Source organism: Jeotgalibacillus soli, from assembly GCF_000829435.1.
Taxonomy (GTDB): Bacteria; Bacillota; Bacilli; order Bacillales; family Jeotgalibacillaceae; genus Jeotgalibacillus; species Jeotgalibacillus soli.
In genome coordinates, this window is sequence record NZ_JXRP01000020.1 from 18,350 (window position 1) to 37,629 (window position 19,280).

Here is a 19,280-nt window from a genome sequence, read left to right on the forward strand (position 1 = left end):
ACAAAGTAATATAAAAATAATCAACATTGTTCGTACAATTTTTTTATACCCTTTAAAAACGTAATTTTTAGTCTATCACATTCTTTTCAATTCTTCAAATACAAAGAACAAATTTAATAAAAAAAGTTGATCCATTTCATATTTTATTCAAACCGAAAACGGCTGCGCTAATTAAACGCAGCCGTTTTCTTGATTAAGATACAGTTGTTAAGTTGGAGGGCGCCACCTGTAGCTTGTTTGCTACGTGCTGAACCAGATCCACTACTCGACAAGAATATCCCCACTCATTATCATACCAAGCTAGTACTTTTACTTTTGTTGCTCCCATCACCATTGTAGATAATCCATCAATGATGGCAGAATGCGGATTGGTATTAAAATCGATCGAAACGAGCGGATCTGTTGTAAAGGACAAAATTCCTTGAAGAGATTGCTTAGACGCTTGCTTAAACACTTCATTCACTTCATCAATGGTGACTTCCCTCTTTACATCAACCACCAGGTCAACAAGGGATACATTCGGTGTAGGCACTCGAAGTGCAATTCCATGGAGCTTTCCTTGCAGATTTGGAAGCACCTTCCCTAAGGCTTTAGCAGCTCCTGTTGAAGTCGGAATGATAGACTGTCCGCAAGAACGTGCTCTGCGAAGATCCTTATGAGGATTATCTATATTTTTTTGATCATTTGTATAGGCGTGTACCGTTGTCATTAAACCGTTGACAATCCCGAAGGACTCATCAAGAATTTTTGCCACTGGAGCTAGGCAATTCGTTGTGCAGGAAGCGTTGGAAATGATATCATGCTTTTCAATGTCTAAAGCGTTTTCATTTACACCCATAACGATCATGACGTCTTCTTGCTTGCCAGGAGCTGTTAGAATTACTTTCTTTGCACCGGCATCTAAATGCAGTGCTGCACCAGCACGAGCATTAAATTTCCCGGTAGCCTCTATCACGATATCTATATTCATTAATTTCCATGGAAGTTTGCTTGGATCTCTTTCGCTCACAAGGGCAATCCGATGTCCATTGACAATCAAAGCATTCTCTTCTGTTTGGATATCGGCGTCAAAAATGCCATGAGTTGAATCGTATTTTATCAGATGAGCTAATGTTTCAGCTGGATAGCTCGCATTCACAGCAACAATATTTAAGCTGGGCTGCATTACCGCTTTTCTGAATACCATTCTACCAATTCGACCAAAACCGTTAATAGCAATGTTTGTTCGTTTCATACGGATCCCCCTAATAATGTTATACTTATGATATGGATATCTAAAAATAGTATAACACATACTATCGATAATGAAACCCCATAATTGTTACTTTTACATAATTACTTGATTTATCATATACAGGCTTTGTTTAAACGTGTCTATTGATTGCAGCAACCAGGCAATCAACGCTGTACAAAAGCAACAATGGACTATAACAAAGCTTTTACAGATAAAAAAAACAGCCAAAAGCACGACAGATATACATTCTGTCCTTTTGACTGTTTTTTAACACTATTTGTTTATGGTTTTGCTTTCCATTCTTTCAATAGCTTTATAAGCTGTTCAATTGATTCCTCAATGGTTCCACCATTATTTATAACAGCATCTCCTTGCTTGGCTTTTTCAGCGAGAGAAAGTTGTGAAGAAATTCTTGCCTGCGCTTCTTCCTCTGTATATTGATTTCGTTTCATCAATCTCTCTTTTTGTGTTTCAGCCTCAACGAATACTACGATGATCTTATCGACCATCCATTGCAGCTTGCTTTCAAAAAGTAAAGGGATGTCCATGATAATGGTCTGTTTGCCGGCATTCAATAACTGTTCCTTTTGAGCAAGCATGTCTGCTCGTACGGCAGGATGGACAATTTCATTCAGCTGCTTTCTTTTATCCTCATCATTAAAGATCACGGCACCAAGCTTTGCCCGGTCAAGACCACCTTCAGCAGAAAGAATATCTTGACCAAAGGTTTTAATAATTTGATTAAAAGCAGGCTTCCCTGGTTCGACCACTGTCCGGGCAGAGATGTCTGCATCAATAACCGTATATTGTTGCTCCTTCAACCAATTCGCTACAGTGCTTTTACCACTCGCAATTCCACCTGTTAAACCAATAATCATAAATGAACAATCCCTTTCCTCTCTTAATGCTGGCATGTCGTACAGTAATGAGAATTCCTTCCGCCAATAACCGCCTGTTTGATCGCCGAGCCGCAAGCAGGACAAACTTTTCTTCCGTACATTTGCAGACGATCCTGCATTTCTCCTGCCTGCCCATTTACATTGCGGTAGTCGGATATACTGCTGCCGCCTTTTTCAATCCCTTCTCGTAAAACTTCAACAATATGGTGAAAAAGCTCCTTCCTTTTCTGAAGACTCATCCGATTCACCCGGCGCTTTGGATGAATCTTGCCTCTAAACAAAGCCTCAGTCGCATAGATATTGCCGCAGCCAGCAATCACCTGATGATTCATAATGACTTCCTTAATAGGTTTTTGCAAAAATCGCGGGGCATCTAATGCCGCTAAAAACAGTTCCTCTGCCCCTTCATCGAATGGTTCTGGACCAATTAGTCCAAGGGGCGGATGATCTTCGATATGATGGAGTAATCTAAGCTCTCCAAAACGTCGTATGTCGGCATATACAAGCATGCGGCCGCTTTCCATTTGAAAGATCACATGAATATGGGCTCTGAATTTTGGTTCAGCGATTGTGTCGACTGTATCGACTGCAAACCAAGCTCCCGACATCCCCAAATGAGACAGCATCAAAAATTCTCGATGATCATCTGACAATGTAAATAGAAGATATTTACTTCTTCGGCCAATACGCTGAATGGTCAGCCCTCTTATTTCATAGCTGAATTGTTCAATTGACATTCCTTTTAAAATGGCTTGCCGCCCATTTTCGTGCGAAACATGGATTGTCTCTGAAAACGTTACTGATTCTATTGTTTCACTTAATACAAACGGTTCTAATCCTCTTTTTACATGTTCAACTTCCGGTAATTCAGGCATTACAGACACCCCTAACTTCACTCGCACCTAATGGTTGATTATTTTGCATCATACCATGTATTGCCGTATGAATAATCCACCTTCAAGGGAACAACAAGCTCAAGCGCATGCTCCATTACATCTGGAACGATTTTCTCTAGACGCTCTACCTCATCTTTTGGACATTCAAAAATTAATTCATCGTGCACCTGCAGCAGCATTCTTGCTTGCAAGCCTTCTTCCTGAAGACGAATCGCCATTTCAATCATTGCTTTTTTAATAATATCAGCTGCAGATCCTTGGATTGGGGTATTCATGGCTGTACGTTCAGCAAATCCGCGAACATTAAAATTCCGGCTCGTAATTTCTGGAATATAACGGCGGCGCTGGAGAAGTGTCGTCACATATCCCTTTTGCTTTGCTTCCTGAATAATATCATCCATATATTCCTTAACCTTCGGAAAGCTCTTAAGGTAGGTATCAATAAATGCGGCAGCTTCCTTACGAGTAATATCAAGACTTTGTGACAGCCCGTAATCACTAATGCCATAAACAATACCAAAGTTTACTGCTTTCGCATGTCTTCTCATCGCTGATGTAACCTCATCCTTATTGACGCCAAACACGTCCATGGCTGTTTTCGTATGGATGTCCAGGTCCTGACGGAATGCCTCGATTAACCCTTCATCTCCTGATATATGAGCAAGTACTCGGAGTTCAATTTGGGAATAATCCGCTGCAAACATGACCCAATCTTTTTGAGATGGAACAAACGCCTGTCTTATTTTCCGTCCCTCTTCAAGACGGACCGGAATATTTTGCAGATTGGGATCGATCGAGCTAAGCCTTCCCGTTTGAGTCAAAACCTGATTATAACGGGTATGAACTTTATTCGTATTTTCATGAACAACCTTAAGAAGACCTTCAATATAGGTTGATTGAAGCTTTCCAAGCTGCCGGTAATGTAAAATATAATCAATGATTTCGTGTTCCGGCTGCAGCTTTTCTAGCACATCTGCAGAAGTGGAATAGCCAGTCTTTGTTTTCTTTAAAGCAGGTAAACCTAACTTTTCAAATAAAATAACACCAAGCTGCTTTGGCGAGTTAATATTGAATTTTTCATCAGCTAGCCGGTGAATATTTTCTTCGATTTCATTAAGCTTTGCCGCAAGCTCAGCTCCCATTTCCTTTAAGCGGTTTGTGTTTACAACAATCCCTTTGATCTCCATGTCTGCCAGTACTTGCGCTAATGGAAGCTCAAGGTCTTCAAATAACTGCAGCTGTTCATTCTTATTAAGTTCTTCAATACAGGTTACCTTAATTTTGCGGATTGCCGCAGCCTTTCTCGCAATATGCTCCCCAAGAATAGCGGAAGAAGGGATGCTCTTTTTCACCCCTTTTCCAAACACCTCTTCATCCGATTTTACGGCATCTGCTCCGTAACGCTTGGCGATGGAAGCAAAATCATCTGCTGCTTCTGACGCATTGATCACATAGGATGCAATCAATAGGTCAAAATCAATTCCTTTCAGCTCCATGCCCAATCGGTTAAATGCCACAATGGATTGCTTAGCATCGTAAACAGACTTCAGCTTGGTTTCGTCCTCAATCCATTCTTTAAACCGCTTTGATGCAGAGGCCACTTCAATCGGAACAAAGTAGGTGGTGTCGTTATGATGAAGACCAATCCCCAAAATTTCAGCTGTATGATAGTTTACATCGAACAGCTCTACATATACCTCAGCGCTTGACGGAAGCATGTCATCCGTTATTTCACTAACCTCTTCCCATTCAAGATTCTTCAGTTCAATCGCTTCAGCCTCCTGTGTACTGTCCCCTAATTTTTCAAGCAAGGTGTTAAAAGCAAGTTCTTTATATAGTGTGCGAAGCTGTTCTTCATTTGGATCATTACGAGTAAGGTCTTCGAGTTTGAGATCAACCGGCGCTTCCCTCGTAATCGTCGCCAGTTCCTTGCTCATTTTAGCCTGATCCGCGAATTCAATAAGCTTTTCTTTAAGTTTTGCCCCGCTAACCTCGCCCGCTGAAGCTAAAATGGCTTCGAGTGAACCAAATTGCTTCAATAATTTTATCGCTGTTTTCTCTCCCACTCCCGGTACACCCGGAATATTATCAGATGAATCCCCCATAAGCCCCTTCATATCAATAATTTGATCCGGTGTCAGTCCATACTTTTCATTAATATGTTCAGGTGTGTAGGATTCCATATCTGTAATTCCTTTTCGCGTAATCTCTACACGCGTTTTCTCAGAAGATAGCTGGGTCATATCTTTATCACCGGAGATGATAACCACTTCAAATCCTTCTTCCTCCGCTTTTTTTGAAAGAGTGCCAATAATATCATCGGCTTCATACTGATCAAGCTCAAACCGCTTGATGGCATAGGCATCCAGAAGTTCTCGAATAAAAGGGAATTGCTCCGAAAGCTCTGAAGGGGTTTTTTGACGTCCTCCTTTATATTCAGAGAAGGTTTTATGCCTAAAGGTTGTTTTACCTGCATCAAACGCAACAAGCACATGTGTTGGCGCTTCGTCCTCCAACATCTTCATCAGCATTGTCGTAAAGCCATAGATGGCATTTGTATGTATCCCTTTTTCATTATTTAATAATGGCAAGGCAAAAAAAGCGCGATAGGCAATACTGTTCCCATCGATTAGCATGAGTTTTTGACTCATAATTATAACCTCCTATTTATTCACCAGCAGCTGGTGCTGTCTTCTCGCACAAAAAACCGCTATTCTCTCCTTATTTTAGCATGACCAAAATAAAAGAGAAAACAACGGCATTCATTAGCAGTTATGAAGATTCAATAAACTACTCTAAGTAACCTGACAACAAACTTGCATATGGTGAGTCTGATGGTAAAATAATCATCGTTTTCTCATCAATGGTTTTCTTATAGGATTCTAGCGTACGGAATAGCTCATAAAATTCTGAATCCTTTGAAAACGACTCGTTATAAGTACGTGCAGCTGATGCTTCACCGTCTGCTCGAATCACATCCGCATCTGCTCTCGCTGTTGCAAGAAGCTCACTTACTTCTCTGTCTGTTTGAGCTTCGATCCGATTTTTGTCCGCATCACCCTTGGATAAATACTCTTGTGCGGTTGACTGTCGCTCAGATACCATTCTTGTAAACACCGACTGCTCGTTTTCCTCAGGCAGGTCTGTCTGTTTCATACGTACATCAACTACTTCGATTCCAAATTCCTCTTGATCCAAAAGAGCATTCACCCGTTCCGTGACACGATCATTTAAGCTTCCACGTGATGATTTTTCATCATTGATGATCTCATCATAATTAAGCTGACCAAGCTCTGTTCGAACCACTGAGTATATATATTCTTCCATTCTGGATTCTGCGTTCACAAGCGTACCTGCATTTGAAATCAGGCTGATTGGACTGGTGATTCTCCATACAGCAAAATTATCAATAATAATTCTCTTTTTATCCTGCGTATTAATTTCTGCTTCAGACACATCGTAGGTCATTTGGTATTTTGGGAGGGTACTAACTGTTTGAATGAAAGGTATTCTAGCATTTAAGCCCGGTTCATCAATAATTCGAACCACCTCTCCAAATTGACGAACCACTCTGTATTCACCCTCTTTTGTGACAAAAACACTCATTAGCGCAACAATCAGCAATACAATGAGGACAATTAGCAATAGGCCTGCACGTTTATATTTTCTCCATGCAAAATCAGGCTTTTTGCTTTTTTCAAACTCAAATATTTTTCCTTCGCTCATTACTGACCGCCTCCACTCTCTTGATCTGCTTCAGGAACAGACTGCTGACGATCAAGCGGCTGCAGCGGCAAATATTTTACTGTTCCCCCATCATCATTCATGATATAGATTTCAGCTCCAGGCAATACTTCTTCAAGCGTCTCAAGAATTAAGCGCTGCCGGGTTACTTCTGGATTCGATTGATACTCGGTATACAACTTATCAAAAATAGCCACATCACCACGAGCTTGTTCAATTCTTGCTGCCCGTTCCCCTTCTGCACGTGAAATAATCGCATCTTTTTCACCTTGTGCTTCATTGATCATCTGATTACGATATTTATTTGCTTCATTTCTTTTTGTATTCATCGTTTCACGCGCATCGGTTACTTCGGTAAACGCTTGTCGCACCTCTTGATTTGGAAGCTCGACATCCTGCAGCTGGACTGCTTGAATGGACATCCCGATGTTATATTTTTCGATAAGTGAAGATAAAAGCTCTCTCACTTCCGCTTCGATCTCTGCTTTACCTGATGTTAACGCATCATCGATATTGGAACTTCCAATAATACTGCGAATGGAAGCAGCTGTGGCATCATATAGAATTTTCCGAGGATCTTCTGCGTTAAATAAATAATCTCTTGGCTCTGTAATCTTCCATTGGACAACAAGATCTGCTAACACAATGTTCTCGTCACCGGTGATCATCTTTGTTTCTTCAGGAAAGGATTGCACTTCTCCCCCTTCCTGTTCATAGCCAAATTGAAGACTGAATGTTTCTTTTGATAACTTCTCTACTTTCTGAATCGGCCAAGGCATCTTTAATTTCAAACCAGCATCCACAACAGTTTCACTCGCTTCACCGAATGTAATAACGAGCGCTTGTTCTGATTCGTCTACTGTATACCAGGAAGTGAACAATACTAATAATAAAATAGCTGAACCAAGTACGATCCCGATACCAGATAGTATCCTTTTAATGCTCAAGTAAACCATCCTTTCTCTTTTCATTCTTTACTTTATGTACGTTCACATTATGTTAAAAGTATCATTAAATGAAAGACTCTGTTAAAATTGCCTGTTGATTTCCGATTCAGGCTTTCGCTTTCCGCGAGCGGTTCGACGCTCCTCGGCTCATGACTCGCCTGCGGGGTCTCCCTTTGACTCGCTATTCTAAGCAGGAGTGTCACACATCCGCTCCAATCAACATCGTGCCGAAATCAACAATGATCTTTACATAACCAAACGAAAAAAAACGTGAACGGGGTCTGTTCACGTCTTTTTTCTGGCTCCTTGGATGAAGGGGTTTACACTATGTATATTACCACCACTATTTTAAGTTAATATATAGTAATTGTAAAAATAATGTAAAGATCCCTTTCACATCCGATCCAGGTGTTTTTTAGGTAAAATAATGGTAAAGGTTGTGCCTTCATTCACAGAGCTTTGAACTTGTACTTCACCGTGGTGAACTTCGATAATATGTTTAACGATTGCAAGCCCGAGCCCTGTTCCTCCTGAATTACGACTCCTCGCTTTATCTATACGATAAAATCGTTCAAATATACGCGGAATTTCTGTCTCCTCCATACCAATACCATCATCTTCAATTTTCACCCGTGTTTCTTGAGGTGTGTCTTCTAACACGATTCTTAGCTCACCGCCAGGCTGCGAATACGTGATTCCATTACTCATTAAGTTAATAAAAACTTGCTTGAGGCGGTTATAGTCCCCTTCTAGGAAGCTGGCATCACTTCCGTTCAAAGAAATCTTCATCTCTTTTTGAGCTGCTTTTTGTTCGACCATCACAATTACATCCTCAAGGAGCTGTTTCATATCCATCTTAGCAAGCTGAAGCTGAAATCCTTGCTGCTCTACTTTAGAAAGATCAAGTAAGTCTTGTATTAATGCCTGAAGACGATCACTTTCTGTTAAAATAATCCTCAAAAAGGACTCCAATGCCTCCTGGTCATGCATTGCTCCATCTAAAAGCGTTTCCGAAAAACCCTTGATGGAGGTAATAGGCGTTTTCACTTCATGAGATACATTTGCTACAAAATCTTTTCTCATTTGCTCTAGTTTTTTTAACTCTGTAATATCGTGAAACACAAGAACGATTCCTTGCCACGCACTTCCTTCTCCTATAATCGGAGCTCCATACACATCCAAATGACGCTTCTCCTGGTTTATTGAGAGATGCAGCTGCTTACGCACTCTGCGCTCTGTCATAAAAACCTCTTCTGCAATCATTCTTATTTTCTTTTCTTGAAAAACATCCATATAACGCCGATTTAAAATTTTTTCTTCTTCCTGGTAGAAAAATTCATGGTACGTGCGGTTAACAAGAACAATATATCCTTGCTTATCAATCATAACGAGACCGCTACCCATATTTTCAATCAAGGTTTGAAGACGGTCCCGCTGAATTTCTTGGTGCGCCACCATTTCCTGAAGATTTCGAGCCAGAACATTGATCGCATTGCTTAACATTCCCGTTTCATCCACACGATCCTCAAAAGTTCTGGCACGATAGTTACCTTTAGCAAGCTCAATTGCTACCTTTGTTGCCGATTCAATTGGACGAGTGTATCGGCTTGTAATACGATAACCAAGCAGAATAATGATCACAAGAGCAAGGCCTAAAGAAATCGATAATATCAGCCAAATCTGCTGATGTACATTTTCAAGCTCTGTATATTCAGTACTTAAAACAATGATACCTGATGATGAGCCTGCTGATACTGGATAGGAATAATACATTCTGTTTCCTTCGCCCTGATAACGAGTTTTCGCTTTACCATGCTGCAGGTATTCTGATAGCAGTGTACTCATTACCTGTTCATATTCTTCATCATGATTTACATCATCATTCTCAAAAATCGTTGAGCCATCATCTGATAAAATTGAAATCCTTACATCCAGGATATTGCTTGTTTCGTTCAGTAATAATTCATTAATTGATCTAAAGGAAGGAAGTGTTTCTACCTGATTCGCTACAATCGCTACTTCTTTTTCCAACCTGGAGTGAAGAGTGTTTAAATAATAGGATTTAAATAATTCACCGAGCAGTACCCCTAATCCAACCAGCACGATCGCAATAAGCGAGATTAAGGCAAATAGCAGACGACTTCTAAAGCTAGTCATCCTCACTCTCCTTTAGGCTCTTCCAACTTATAGCCAAGTCCGCGAATCGTTTTAATATAGACCGGCTTTTTTGTATTCTCTTCAATTTTTTCACGAAGATGGCTAATATGAACATCTACAATTCTCGTATCACCAGCAAAATCATAGTTCCATACCGCACTTAAAAGCTGGTCACGTGTTAATACGCGGCTTTTATTTTCTATTAAGTATACTAGCAGTTCAAATTCTTTTGGTGTAAGCTCTAACCGCTTATCTTGAAAGTAAGCTTCATATTGTTCAGGGTACACCTTTACTTCTCCTACAATAAATTGCATCTCGTCTATTGCAGATGTTGCCCTTATTTCAATCTGACGTGTTCTTCTTAAAATCGCTTTAACTCTTGCCACTACCTCACGAGGGCTGAATGGCTTTGTCATATAGTCATCTGCACCTAATTCAAGGCCCAGTACCTTATCGAATTCATCGTCTTTCGCCGTCAGCATGATAATAGGTGTCTGTACTTGTTCCTGACGAAGCTGCTTGCACACTTCAATACCATCCATTTTGGGCAGCATTAAATCAAGAACGATCAAATCAGGATGTTCTGTAATTGCTTTATACTTTCCCTCTTCTCCATCAAGTGCAGTTATTACCTTGTAACCAGCCTGTTCCAAATTGTATTTCAATAATGTGACGATCGATTGTTCGTCATCTACAACCAATATTTTTTTACTCATGTTGTACCTCCAAGCTCAAATTACCCCATGTTCATCCATATCGCCATTTTTGTTATAAGTATAGTGTATCTCAAGTGACGGTTGATAACATTAAAAAAAGCGCGCCTGGGCACGCTTTCATAAAATTAAAAGTTTTCTAAAGCTGTACTATCTAATTTCTCCAGCTTATGAGGTGGACAAACCGTTACGTGCCCTATCACAATCTCTGCTCCATCTTCATCTGTTGCCGTTACTGCAATATCAACCTCTGCTTTACGCTGATCAATCGAGGTGACCTCAAATAAGAATTCTACTGTCGCATAGTGTGGCAAGGCTTTAGGAAACGATAGCTGCTGGGCGATGATATGTGAGCCAGGTCCCGGTAAGTATTTGGATATTGCGGCCGTCACAATTCCAGTCAGCATGATCGTGGGGACGATTGGACGTTTATGCGGTGTTTGAGCAGCATAATCATGTTGAATATAAAGCGGATTTGCGTCGTTTGTTAATCCCAAAAACAACAGTAAATCTTTATCTTCAATCTTTTCAGTCAAGGTAAGCTTTTCACCAATTGTCATATCTTCAATGTTTCGGCCTAATTTTCGTTTTTTCCATAGTAACATTGATTTTACCCCCTCACTGATCAGTTGATTAATGTTTTTCATTTATTTTAGTTAAGGTCAGCGCTTTCATCAGCAGAAAAAGGAATCGCCACCAAATAGGCGATTCCTTATAAAATCAGTTCGAAAGTGCACCCATCACACTCTTCACTGAATCTGCTGATTTTTGAAGCTGTTCTTTTTCATCGCTTGTCAATTCAAGTTCAACAATCTTTTCGATTCCGCCACCGCCAAGCACTGTTGGGACACCAAGGTAAATACCTTCAAAGCCGTACTCACCCTCAAGGTACGCAACAGTAGGAAGGACACGCTTTTGATCGTTTAGAATTGCTTCTGTCATTTCCATTAAAGAAGCTGCAGGCGCATAATAAGCAGAACCGTTACCAAGCAGGTTTACAATCTCACCGCCGCCTTTACGAGTGCGTTCAATAATGGCATCAAGACGATCTTTCGGAATCAGTGTTTCAAGCGGAATACCGCCTGCATTAGAATAGCGAGTTAACGGAACCATATCATCTCCGTGACCACCAAGCACAAATCCTTGAATATCCTTTACAGAAAGGTTAAGCTCCTGTGCAACAAATGTACAGAATCTTGCCGTATCAAGTACACCTGATTGTCCAATAACTCGTTCTTTCGGAAAACCGGATTCCTTAAATACTGTATAGGTCATTGCGTCAACTGGGTTTGACAATACGATAATTGTACTATTCGGAGAGTATTCCGCGATTTCTTTTGTTACGGATTTCATGATTTTTTCATTTGTTTGAACAAGATCATCGCGGCTCATTCCCGGTTTACGAGGAAGACCAGCAGTAATAATCACCACATCTGAATCGCGGGTATCTGCATAGTCAGAAGTACCTGTTATATTGACATCAAATTTCAACACAGGTCCAGCTTCAAGCATATCAAGTGCTTTTCCTTTTGTTGGGTTTTCATTTTGGGGAATGTCCACCAATACGATATCACCAAGCTCTTTTTGTGCAAGAAATAACGCTGTTGTGGCTCCAGTAAAACCTGAACCAATAATTGAAATTTTATTGCGTTTGAATCCCATTTTTATTCCTCCTCATCATTTATAATAATGAAAACGATTTATGTAAAGAAGGAGCCAGTCCACTTTGCATACTGACTCCTAAAAGGAAAGCTAATTACATGTTTTCAATCAATGCAGATCCAAACTCAGAGCATTTTACTTCTGTCGCACCGTCCATTAGACGAGCAAAGTCATATGTCACCACTTTGGAAGCAATTGTTTTTTCCATTGAAGTCAAAACAAGCTTTGCAGCTTCATGCCAGCCTAGGTGCTCAAGTAAAAGAACGCCTGAGAGGATAACAGATGAAGGATTTACCTTATCTTGCCCAGCGTATTTCGGTGCGGTACCGTGTGTTGCTTCAAAGATGGCATGTCCTGTTTCGTAATTAATGTTAGCTCCAGGGGCAATTCCAATACCGCCAACTTGAGCAGCAAGTGCATCTGAAATATAGTCACCGTTTAAGTTCATTGTAGCCACTACATCAAATTCAGCAGGACGAGTAAGAATTTGCTGCAAGAAAATATCGGCAATTGAATCCTTGATGATGATCTTGCCAGCAACTTCTGCATCCGCTTGTGCTTTGTTTGCAGCTTCTGCGCCTTGCTCATCTTTAATTTTGTCATATTGTGCCCAAGTAAATACTTTATCGCCGAATTCTTGCTCGGCTAATTCATATCCCCAGTTTTTAAATGCACCTTCAGTAAATTTCATAATATTCCCTTTGTGTACAAGCGTTACAGACTTTCTGCCTTCTGTAATTGCATAATTGATTGCAGAACGTACTAGACGATTAGTACCTTCTTTTGAGACAGGTTTAATACCAATACCAGAAGTTTCAGGGAAACGAATGTTTTTAACGCCCATTACATTTTTAAGGAAGTCGATTAGCTTATTGACTTCATCGGTACCTTCAGCATACTCGATTCCCGCATAAATATCTTCAGTATTCTCACGGAAGATAACCATATCAGTATCTTCTGGACGTTTTACTGGTGATGGAACACCTTCGAAGTAACGTACTGGACGCAAGCAAGTGAAGAGATCCAACTGCTGGCGAAGCGCTACGTTAAGTGAACGAATTCCTCCTCCTACAGGAGTAGTTAATGGGCCTTTAATGGCAATGAAGTATTCATTAATATCATCAAGCGTTGCTTGAGGAAGCCACTCTCCCGTTTCGTTGAATGCTTTTTCACCTGCAAGAACTTCTTTCCAAACAACTTTTTTCTCTCCGTTGTAAGCTTTATCAACGGCAGCATCCAACACACGGGATGCTGATGCCCAGATGTCCGGGCCAGTTCCGTCACCTTCAATAAAAGGTATGATCGGATTGTTTGGTACATTAAGTACTCCATTGCTAACAGTAATTTTTTCACCTTGCGACATTATGTATTCCCTCCAAATTCAGTATCGAGGGACTGACTTCCTATACTGGGTCAGACCCCGTTCATTAGTTCTATCTAATTACAGCAGTTATTGTGAAATTTGTAAACCTGTAGCAGTTAATTATCTACGTTCATTTACCGGCACATACTGCTGCATGCCAGGTCCAACGTAATCTGCTCTAGGACGGATCAGACGATTGTTTGAATACTGCTCAAGAATATGAGCCAGCCAGCCTGATACTCGGCTTACAGCAAAAATTGGTGTGAATAGGTCATGGTCGATTCCAAGACTGTGGTATACAGAAGCAGAATAGAAATCAACATTTGGCGGAAGCTGCTTCTCGGAAGTCACGATATCCTCAATCTTGATTGACATATCATACCATTCGGATTCTCCGCTGAGTTCCGTCAATTTTTTCGACATTTCTCTTAAATGTTTCGCACGCGGGTCTCCTTTACGATAAACACGGTGGCCAAAGCCCATAATTTTTTCTTTATTAGCGAGTTTTTCTCTAATGATGGATTCTGCTTTTTCGGGCGAACCAATCTCAGTAAGCATTTTCATCACTTGTTCATTTGCACCACCGTGAAGCGGTCCCTTAAGTGCACCAATTGCCGCCGTAACACCAGAATAGACATCTGACAACGTGGCAACACATACACGTGCTGTAAACGTTGAAGCGTTTAACTCATGGTCAGCATGTAAAACCAATGCCTTATTAAATGCTTCTTCTTCGATTGGTTCAGGTTCTTTACCTGTCAGCATATACATGAAGTTCGCTGCAAAGCTTAAGTCAGTTCTAGGAGCAATCGGTTCTTTGCCCTGACGAATACGTGAAAAAGCTGTCACAATAGAAGGCATCTTTGCTTGAAGACGAATGGCTTTGCGATAATTTGCATCATCTTCCATTACATCTGCCTCATCATCAAAAAGACCTAGCAGCGAAACAGCAGAACGCAGAGCAGCCATTGGATGCACTTTTTTAATTGGAATTGCTTTTAATTCGTTAATAACCTCATCAGGTAAAGACATATTTTCAGCTAACTGAGTTTTCAGCTCCTGCAATTCATCTTTTGTTGGCAAACGCAAATGCCATAATAAGTAAATAACTTCCTCGAAACTTGCATTTTCTGTTAGATCGTCAATATCATATCCAACATATGTAAGCGTGTCGTCAATGATTGAACTAATAGAAGAAGTTGTCGCAACCACGCCTTCTAGTCCTCTTGTTGCTGTCATACCTATCTCTCCTTTGTTCGTGTATTTTCTGCTCCATCATAAGCTTGATATGCCTAATCAAGATAAATTCACTATTTCATGATCTGCTCCCCTGTGTGCTGAGCGCTTGCTCAGATTGGTGACAATAAAAAAAGTCGAGCTTATTCATCAAAACGCCGCAAAGGATGCGCTTACATCTCTCATTATAATCAATAATCTGAACTTTGTGAATGAAAACGCATAAAATTACTATGATTTTTTTCCAGAAACTTTAAATCGCGCTAATCCATTCGTAAATCTTCATGGCCATAAAGGCAATTCCTGCTCCAACCAGCGGCCCTACTGCAATCCCCTTGAATAAGGCAACTGCTATTACAGTCCCTAAAACTAGAGCCGTCGTTATATGGGGATCATCCTGTAAGAGCGTGATCCCGCCCTTTGCAATCAAAGCAACCAGCATCCCAGCTATAAGCGCAATCCAAGCATAAGGAGACTTCATGGCATCCAATAAATCCTTAAAGCCAATTGCACCACTGGCGATGGGGGCAAGAACGGCAATGGTGATAATTGTAACCCCCCAATTAATTCCCTTTGACTGAATGATGTCAAAAATTTTTTCGTCGAGACCTGCCAGTTTCATAACAAGCAATACAGCCACTGCCAAAAGAAGTGAACTGTTTTTTGCCAATATACCAATTGTCAATAAAAGTAATAAAAAAAAGAATGATTGATCAAACAAAGATTTTCTCTCCTTATTGAAATGTTTTAAGCCTGTCCATCATTCAACTGTTGAGCTCATCATATACATAAGTCACGATACGTTAAAAAGATGGTGAAAAAATGGATGAACTAAAATCAATCGCGGCAAGACTTGTTCTTGTACTTGGAATCATAACGCTTTCAGTCATCGCTGTAATCCTTATTGTCCGTTTCATTTTCCCCGTTGTGATCGGGTGGGTTATTTCCCTTATCTTTTATCGACCTTCAAGAATAATTGAACGGGTGGCTAAGATACCATTTTCCGTCAGTATTATTGCTTCTATGGCAGCTTTCTTTACTCTTTTATCTGGCACAGCCATAGGATGTGGAATCCTCTTTTGGCCAGATATTCAAAGGATTTTAAGAGCACTGCCTGCTTATTCTGCCCAACTTGCCGAAGCACTTCAATCTTTTTTTTCGACAATCATCGTTGAAAACGTTGATAATGCCGAGAACTGGCTTATAAGCAAAGGTCTTTTGAATAAGGAAACGGCTCTAACCATTGTAGCATCTATCGAACAACAGGCTGTTTCCTTTATTGAAGGAGTAGGAAAAACAGTGATGATCGAGCTCTCTACTATCGTTGGACTTTTGCCCAACACCTTAATTTCTACAGTCATCACCTTGCTGTCTGCTTATTTTTTCGTTAAAGAAAAAACGTTCATCGATCAAAAATTAAAATCATGGTTTCCCCAAAAAACAATTCGCTACTGTAAACGCCTAAAAAGGTCGTTAAAGCATTATATCTGGTCTTATATACAAGCACAGATGCTTCTTCTATTAGTCACAGTTGTTATTGTTTTAATCGGCTTATTACAACTAAACGTTGAAGGAGCTCCTGCACTCGCTCTGATCGCCGGACTATTGGATTTAATCCCTCTTATAGGAACTGGAATATTATTTATCCCCTGGATTTTTTACAGCTGGATAAATGGCTTTAATAAGCTTGCTTTAGGATTAGCAATTATACAGATTATGATTATCTTGCTTAGGCAGCTGCTCGAACCTCGTGTTCTTGGAACAAAACTCGGGCTGCATCCTTTTCTCACATTTCTTTTGATGTATGTATGCTTCCAGTTATTCGGTTTCGCAGGGGTTGTTTTGACGCCGATCCTATTGTTAAGTATCAGTGCACTAAAGCGTGCAGAAGCGTTTCAGCTCCTATGGATCTATATAAAAAAAGGAACTATTTCCTGAATCCAGTCCATAGTCCCTCCAGATTATTCATATTAACTAACCCTTAACGATAAATGATGACACTGCCATTATTCATTCGTCGGCGAATCCAGCGATAAATAAGCGGCTTTATCCACTTTCTTGTAAAAGGAAGCAGCAGAACAAGTCCTAGCAGATCTGTAAAAAATCCAGGTATCAAAAGGAAAATACCACCAATTAGAATACATACACCATCTACAACTGCATCTCCCGGCGGCTGTTGGCTCCCCATTTGAGTTTGAAGATTTCGCAATGTACGAAGTCCTTGTTTTTTAGCAAAAAAAGCCCCCAAAATCCCTGTAAGGAAAATAAAGAAAATGGTAGGTACAATTCCGATCGCTTGACCCGACAGGATGATTAAAGCAATCTCAAGCGCTGGAATAGCAATGAGAAAAAGCAAAATCCATCTCAATAGTGGATATCCTCCCTTATTTCTTGGCATTGTTAAACGTGTCTGTTGATTGCAGCACCCAGGTGCTCGCTGCAATCAACGCTGTGCAAAATCAACAATGAATTTTAATATAGCTTTTTTCTAAATAATAGCTTTATTATATCATAAGAATAATTTAGCTCATAAAAAAAGAGACTGCATTATCTCAAGCACTTTGCCCCCCTATTTAATGCATGCATAAGGAGAGGAAAATAAGCTAAGTATAATGCAGTCTCTTATTTTTTATTTATAGTACACTTGCATGTCCGTTATACACGACTCCACGCTCAGCATCTACCGTTACTTCCTGTCCTTCTTCGAATAGAGAAGTAGCATTGTCAACACCTACAATAACCGGAAGGCCAAGATTTAATCCAACTACTGCCGCATGGCTTGTTAGACCGCCTTCTTCAACGATCAGCGCAGAACATTTTTCAAGCGCAGAAATCATATCTTTGTCTGTGCCAATAGTAACGAGTACAGCACCATCTGTTACCTTTGTATTTGCTTCTGCAGCATCAGACGCCAACACTACGCGGCCAAAGCCTGATTTACGTCCAATTCCTTGACCCTTCGCTAACACATCACCAACAATATGAACTTTCATCATATTGGTTGTACCTGATTCTCCAACCGGTACTCCTGCTGTAATTACTACAAGGTCACCATGTTTTACACAACCGCTGTTTAAGCTTTCAGATACAGCCATGTCCAGCATTTCGTCCGTAGTAGACGTTTGGTGCCCGCCTTGAGGATATACGCCCCATACTAGTGCTAGACGACGTGAAACTCCCTCATTTGCTGTCACAGCAACAATCGGTGCCTCTGGACGATATTTCGAGATCACACGCGCAGTATGTCCACTTTCCGTTGGAGCAATAATCGCATTCACTTCCAAATTGAGTGCTGTATGTGCTACTGCTTGTCCAATGGCATCCGTCATGTTTTTATCTGATTTTTTGCTGTGCTTTGAAAGAATTGCTTTAAAGTCTAGCGCTTCTTCTGCACGTGAAGCAATATTGTTCATTGTTTGAACAGCTTCTACTGGGTATGTTCCAGCCGCTGTTTCTCCTGATAGCATGATCGCGTCTGTACCATCAAAGATTGCATTAGCTACGTCACTCGCTTCAGCACGGGTTGGACGAGGGTTGCGCTGCATAGAATCAAGCATTTGTGTTGCTGTAATAACAGGCAGACCCAATGCATTACATTTTTTAATCAACTCTTTTTGAACAAGTGGAACCTCTTCAGCTGGAATTTCCACACCAAGGTCACCGCGTGCTACCATTAATCCATCTGATACAGCTAAAATTTCGTCGATATTATCGACACCCTCTTGATTTTCAATCTTAGGAATAATATGAATATGATTTGCATTATTTTTTTCTAAAAGCTCACGAATTTCAAGCACATCTGATGCACGTCTTACGAACGATGCCGCGATAAAGTCTACTCCTTGTTCAATACCAAAAAGAATATCATTGGCATCTTTTTCTGTAATACCAGGAAGTTTCACAGAAACACCAGGCACGTTTACGCCCTTTTTGTTTTTCAGTGTTCCACTGTTTAAAATTTTCGTTTCAATCTCACCAGCCGCTTTATCAATAGACAGAACCTCAAGACCAATTAGTCCATCATCAAGCAGAATTCTAGAACCCGTTTCTACATCATCAATAAGACCTTCATACGTAATGGAAAATTTTTCAGTTGTTCCAATTACTTCTTCTACTGAAAGTGTAATGGTGTTTCCAGCTACTAACTCAATTGCACCATTTTCCATTGTATTTGTACGGATTTCAGGTCCTTTCGTATCAAGAAGAATCCCTACATTTTTACCAAGTTTACCAGCAGCTTCACGAATGTTAGTAATACGAGCACCATGCTCATCAAAATCTCCGTGAGAAAAGTTCAAGCGCGCAACATTCATACCTGCTTCCATAAGCTGCGTTAATTTTTCAACACTCTCACTTGCCGGTCCAATCGTACAAACAATTTTCGTTTTTCTCATATTTTCTAAATACCTCCAATAGGCTATTTTATAAA

16 protein-coding genes are annotated in these 19,280 nt (G+C 40.4%); 1 reads left to right on the top strand and 15 read right to left on the bottom strand.

Translation table 11 applies throughout. From position 1 onward, the window contains the following. Positions 1 to 193: 193 nt before the first annotated feature. The 13 genes from KP78_RS16900 to KP78_RS16960 form a co-directional block, all read right to left on the bottom strand. The gene (locus tag KP78_RS16900) at positions 194 to 1,234 is read right to left on the bottom strand and encodes a glyceraldehyde-3-phosphate dehydrogenase (protein ID WP_041090714.1); all 1,041 of its coding nucleotides are present in this window, start codon (positions 1,232 to 1,234) and stop codon (positions 194 to 196) included. A 281-nt stretch (positions 1,235 to 1,515) separates the two neighbouring features. Continuing rightward, positions 1,516 to 2,112 (bottom strand): dephospho-CoA kinase, encoded by a 597-nt coding sequence (gene coaE / locus KP78_RS16905; protein WP_041090928.1) that lies wholly within the window; start codon positions 2,110 to 2,112, stop codon positions 1,516 to 1,518. Between the two features lie 23 nt (positions 2,113 to 2,135). Continuing rightward, positions 2,136 to 3,008 carry a bifunctional DNA-formamidopyrimidine glycosylase/DNA-(apurinic or apyrimidinic site) lyase gene (gene mutM / locus KP78_RS16910; RefSeq protein ID WP_041090717.1) on the bottom strand — a complete coding sequence of 291 codons (873 nt, stop codon included), beginning with the start codon at positions 3,006 to 3,008 and terminating at the stop codon, positions 2,136 to 2,138. 38 nt (positions 3,009 to 3,046) lie between these two features. Next, a complete protein-coding gene (polA, locus tag KP78_RS16915) occupies positions 3,047 to 5,686 on the bottom strand; it encodes a DNA polymerase I (protein WP_235420981.1) in 2,640 nt (879 codons plus the stop codon). 133 nt (positions 5,687 to 5,819) lie between these two features. Then, positions 5,820 to 6,755, bottom strand: a complete 936-nt coding sequence (gene hflC / locus KP78_RS16920; protein WP_041090722.1) for a protease modulator HflC — start codon at positions 6,753 to 6,755, stop codon at positions 5,820 to 5,822. Further along, positions 6,755 to 7,729, bottom strand: a complete 975-nt coding sequence (gene hflK, locus KP78_RS16925; RefSeq protein ID WP_041090724.1) for an FtsH protease activity modulator HflK — start codon at positions 7,727 to 7,729, stop codon at positions 6,755 to 6,757. Before hflK ends, hflC begins: the two co-directional genes overlap by 1 nt. A gap of 384 nt (positions 7,730 to 8,113) precedes the next feature. Beyond that, entirely contained in the window at positions 8,114 to 9,877 is a 1,764-nt protein-coding gene (gene pnpS / locus KP78_RS16930; protein WP_041090726.1) for a two-component system histidine kinase PnpS, read from the bottom strand. 2 nt (positions 9,878 to 9,879) lie between these two features. Next, positions 9,880 to 10,593, bottom strand: a complete 714-nt coding sequence (locus KP78_RS16935) for a response regulator transcription factor (protein WP_041090727.1) — start codon at positions 10,591 to 10,593, stop codon at positions 9,880 to 9,882. 125 nt (positions 10,594 to 10,718) lie between these two features. Then, positions 10,719 to 11,195, bottom strand: a complete 477-nt coding sequence (locus KP78_RS16940) for a MaoC family dehydratase (protein WP_041090728.1) — start codon at positions 11,193 to 11,195, stop codon at positions 10,719 to 10,721. Between the two features lie 115 nt (positions 11,196 to 11,310). Beyond that, a complete protein-coding gene (mdh, locus tag KP78_RS16945; RefSeq protein WP_041090730.1) occupies positions 11,311 to 12,252 on the bottom strand; it encodes a malate dehydrogenase in 942 nt (313 codons plus the stop codon). A 94-nt stretch (positions 12,253 to 12,346) separates the two neighbouring features. Beyond that, positions 12,347 to 13,615 carry an NADP-dependent isocitrate dehydrogenase gene (gene icd, locus KP78_RS16950; RefSeq protein ID WP_041090732.1) on the bottom strand — a complete coding sequence of 423 codons (1,269 nt, stop codon included), beginning with the start codon at positions 13,613 to 13,615 and terminating at the stop codon, positions 12,347 to 12,349. A 120-nt stretch (positions 13,616 to 13,735) separates the two neighbouring features. Beyond that, positions 13,736 to 14,854 (bottom strand): citrate synthase, encoded by a 1,119-nt coding sequence (gene citZ / locus KP78_RS16955; protein WP_041090734.1) that lies wholly within the window; start codon positions 14,852 to 14,854, stop codon positions 13,736 to 13,738. 250 nt (positions 14,855 to 15,104) lie between these two features. Continuing rightward, entirely contained in the window at positions 15,105 to 15,572 is a 468-nt protein-coding gene (locus KP78_RS16960; protein WP_041090736.1) for a DUF441 domain-containing protein, read from the bottom strand. A gap of 101 nt (positions 15,573 to 15,673) precedes the next feature. Between KP78_RS16960 and ytvI the strand changes: the two genes are divergently transcribed. Beyond that, positions 15,674 to 16,789 (top strand): sporulation integral membrane protein YtvI, encoded by a 1,116-nt coding sequence (gene ytvI / locus KP78_RS16965; protein WP_041090738.1) that lies wholly within the window; start codon positions 15,674 to 15,676, stop codon positions 16,787 to 16,789. Between the two features lie 43 nt (positions 16,790 to 16,832). On the opposite strand, the gene KP78_RS16970 is transcribed toward ytvI, so the two are convergent. Together KP78_RS16970 and pyk are read right to left on the bottom strand one after the other, a co-directional pair. Then, positions 16,833 to 17,219 carry an FxsA family protein gene (locus tag KP78_RS16970; protein WP_041090740.1) on the bottom strand — a complete coding sequence of 129 codons (387 nt, stop codon included), beginning with the start codon at positions 17,217 to 17,219 and terminating at the stop codon, positions 16,833 to 16,835. Positions 17,220 to 17,484: 265 nt separating this feature from the next. Beyond that, complete coding sequence (gene pyk, locus KP78_RS16975; RefSeq protein WP_041090742.1) at positions 17,485 to 19,245, bottom strand: pyruvate kinase; 1,761 nt, start codon at positions 19,243 to 19,245, stop codon at positions 17,485 to 17,487. Positions 19,246 to 19,280 lie beyond the last annotated feature (35 nt).

Bases quoted from the DNA above. Each gene is read 5' to 3' on its own strand.
- KP78_RS16900 (WP_041090714.1), bottom strand. From the start codon at position 1,234: ATGAAACGAACAAACATTGCTATTAACGGTTTTGGTCGAATTGGTAGA.
- coaE (WP_041090928.1), bottom strand. From the start codon at position 2,112: ATGATTATTGGTTTAACAGGTGGAATTGCGAGTGGTAAAAGCACTGTA.
- mutM (WP_041090717.1), bottom strand. From the start codon at position 3,008: ATGCCTGAATTACCGGAAGTTGAACATGTAAAAAGAGGATTAGAACCG.
- hflC (WP_041090722.1), bottom strand. From the start codon at position 6,755: ATGAGCGAAGGAAAAATATTTGAGTTTGAAAAAAGCAAAAAGCCTGAT.
- hflK (WP_041090724.1), bottom strand. From the start codon at position 7,729: ATGGTTTACTTGAGCATTAAAAGGATACTATCTGGTATCGGGATCGTA.
- pnpS (WP_041090726.1), bottom strand. From the start codon at position 9,877: ATGACTAGCTTTAGAAGTCGTCTGCTATTTGCCTTAATCTCGCTTATT.
- KP78_RS16935 (WP_041090727.1), bottom strand. From the start codon at position 10,593: ATGAGTAAAAAAATATTGGTTGTAGATGACGAACAATCGATCGTCACA.
- KP78_RS16940 (WP_041090728.1), bottom strand. From the start codon at position 11,195: ATGTTACTATGGAAAAAACGAAAATTAGGCCGAAACATTGAAGATATG.
- mdh (WP_041090730.1), bottom strand. From the start codon at position 12,252: ATGGGATTCAAACGCAATAAAATTTCAATTATTGGTTCAGGTTTTACT.
- icd (WP_041090732.1), bottom strand. From the start codon at position 13,615: ATGTCGCAAGGTGAAAAAATTACTGTTAGCAATGGAGTACTTAATGTA.
- citZ (WP_041090734.1), bottom strand. From the start codon at position 14,854: ATGACAGCAACAAGAGGACTAGAAGGCGTGGTTGCGACAACTTCTTCT.
- ytvI (WP_041090738.1), top strand. From the start codon at position 15,674: ATGGATGAACTAAAATCAATCGCGGCAAGACTTGTTCTTGTACTTGGA.
- pyk (WP_041090742.1), bottom strand. From the start codon at position 19,245: ATGAGAAAAACGAAAATTGTTTGTACGATTGGACCGGCAAGTGAGAGT.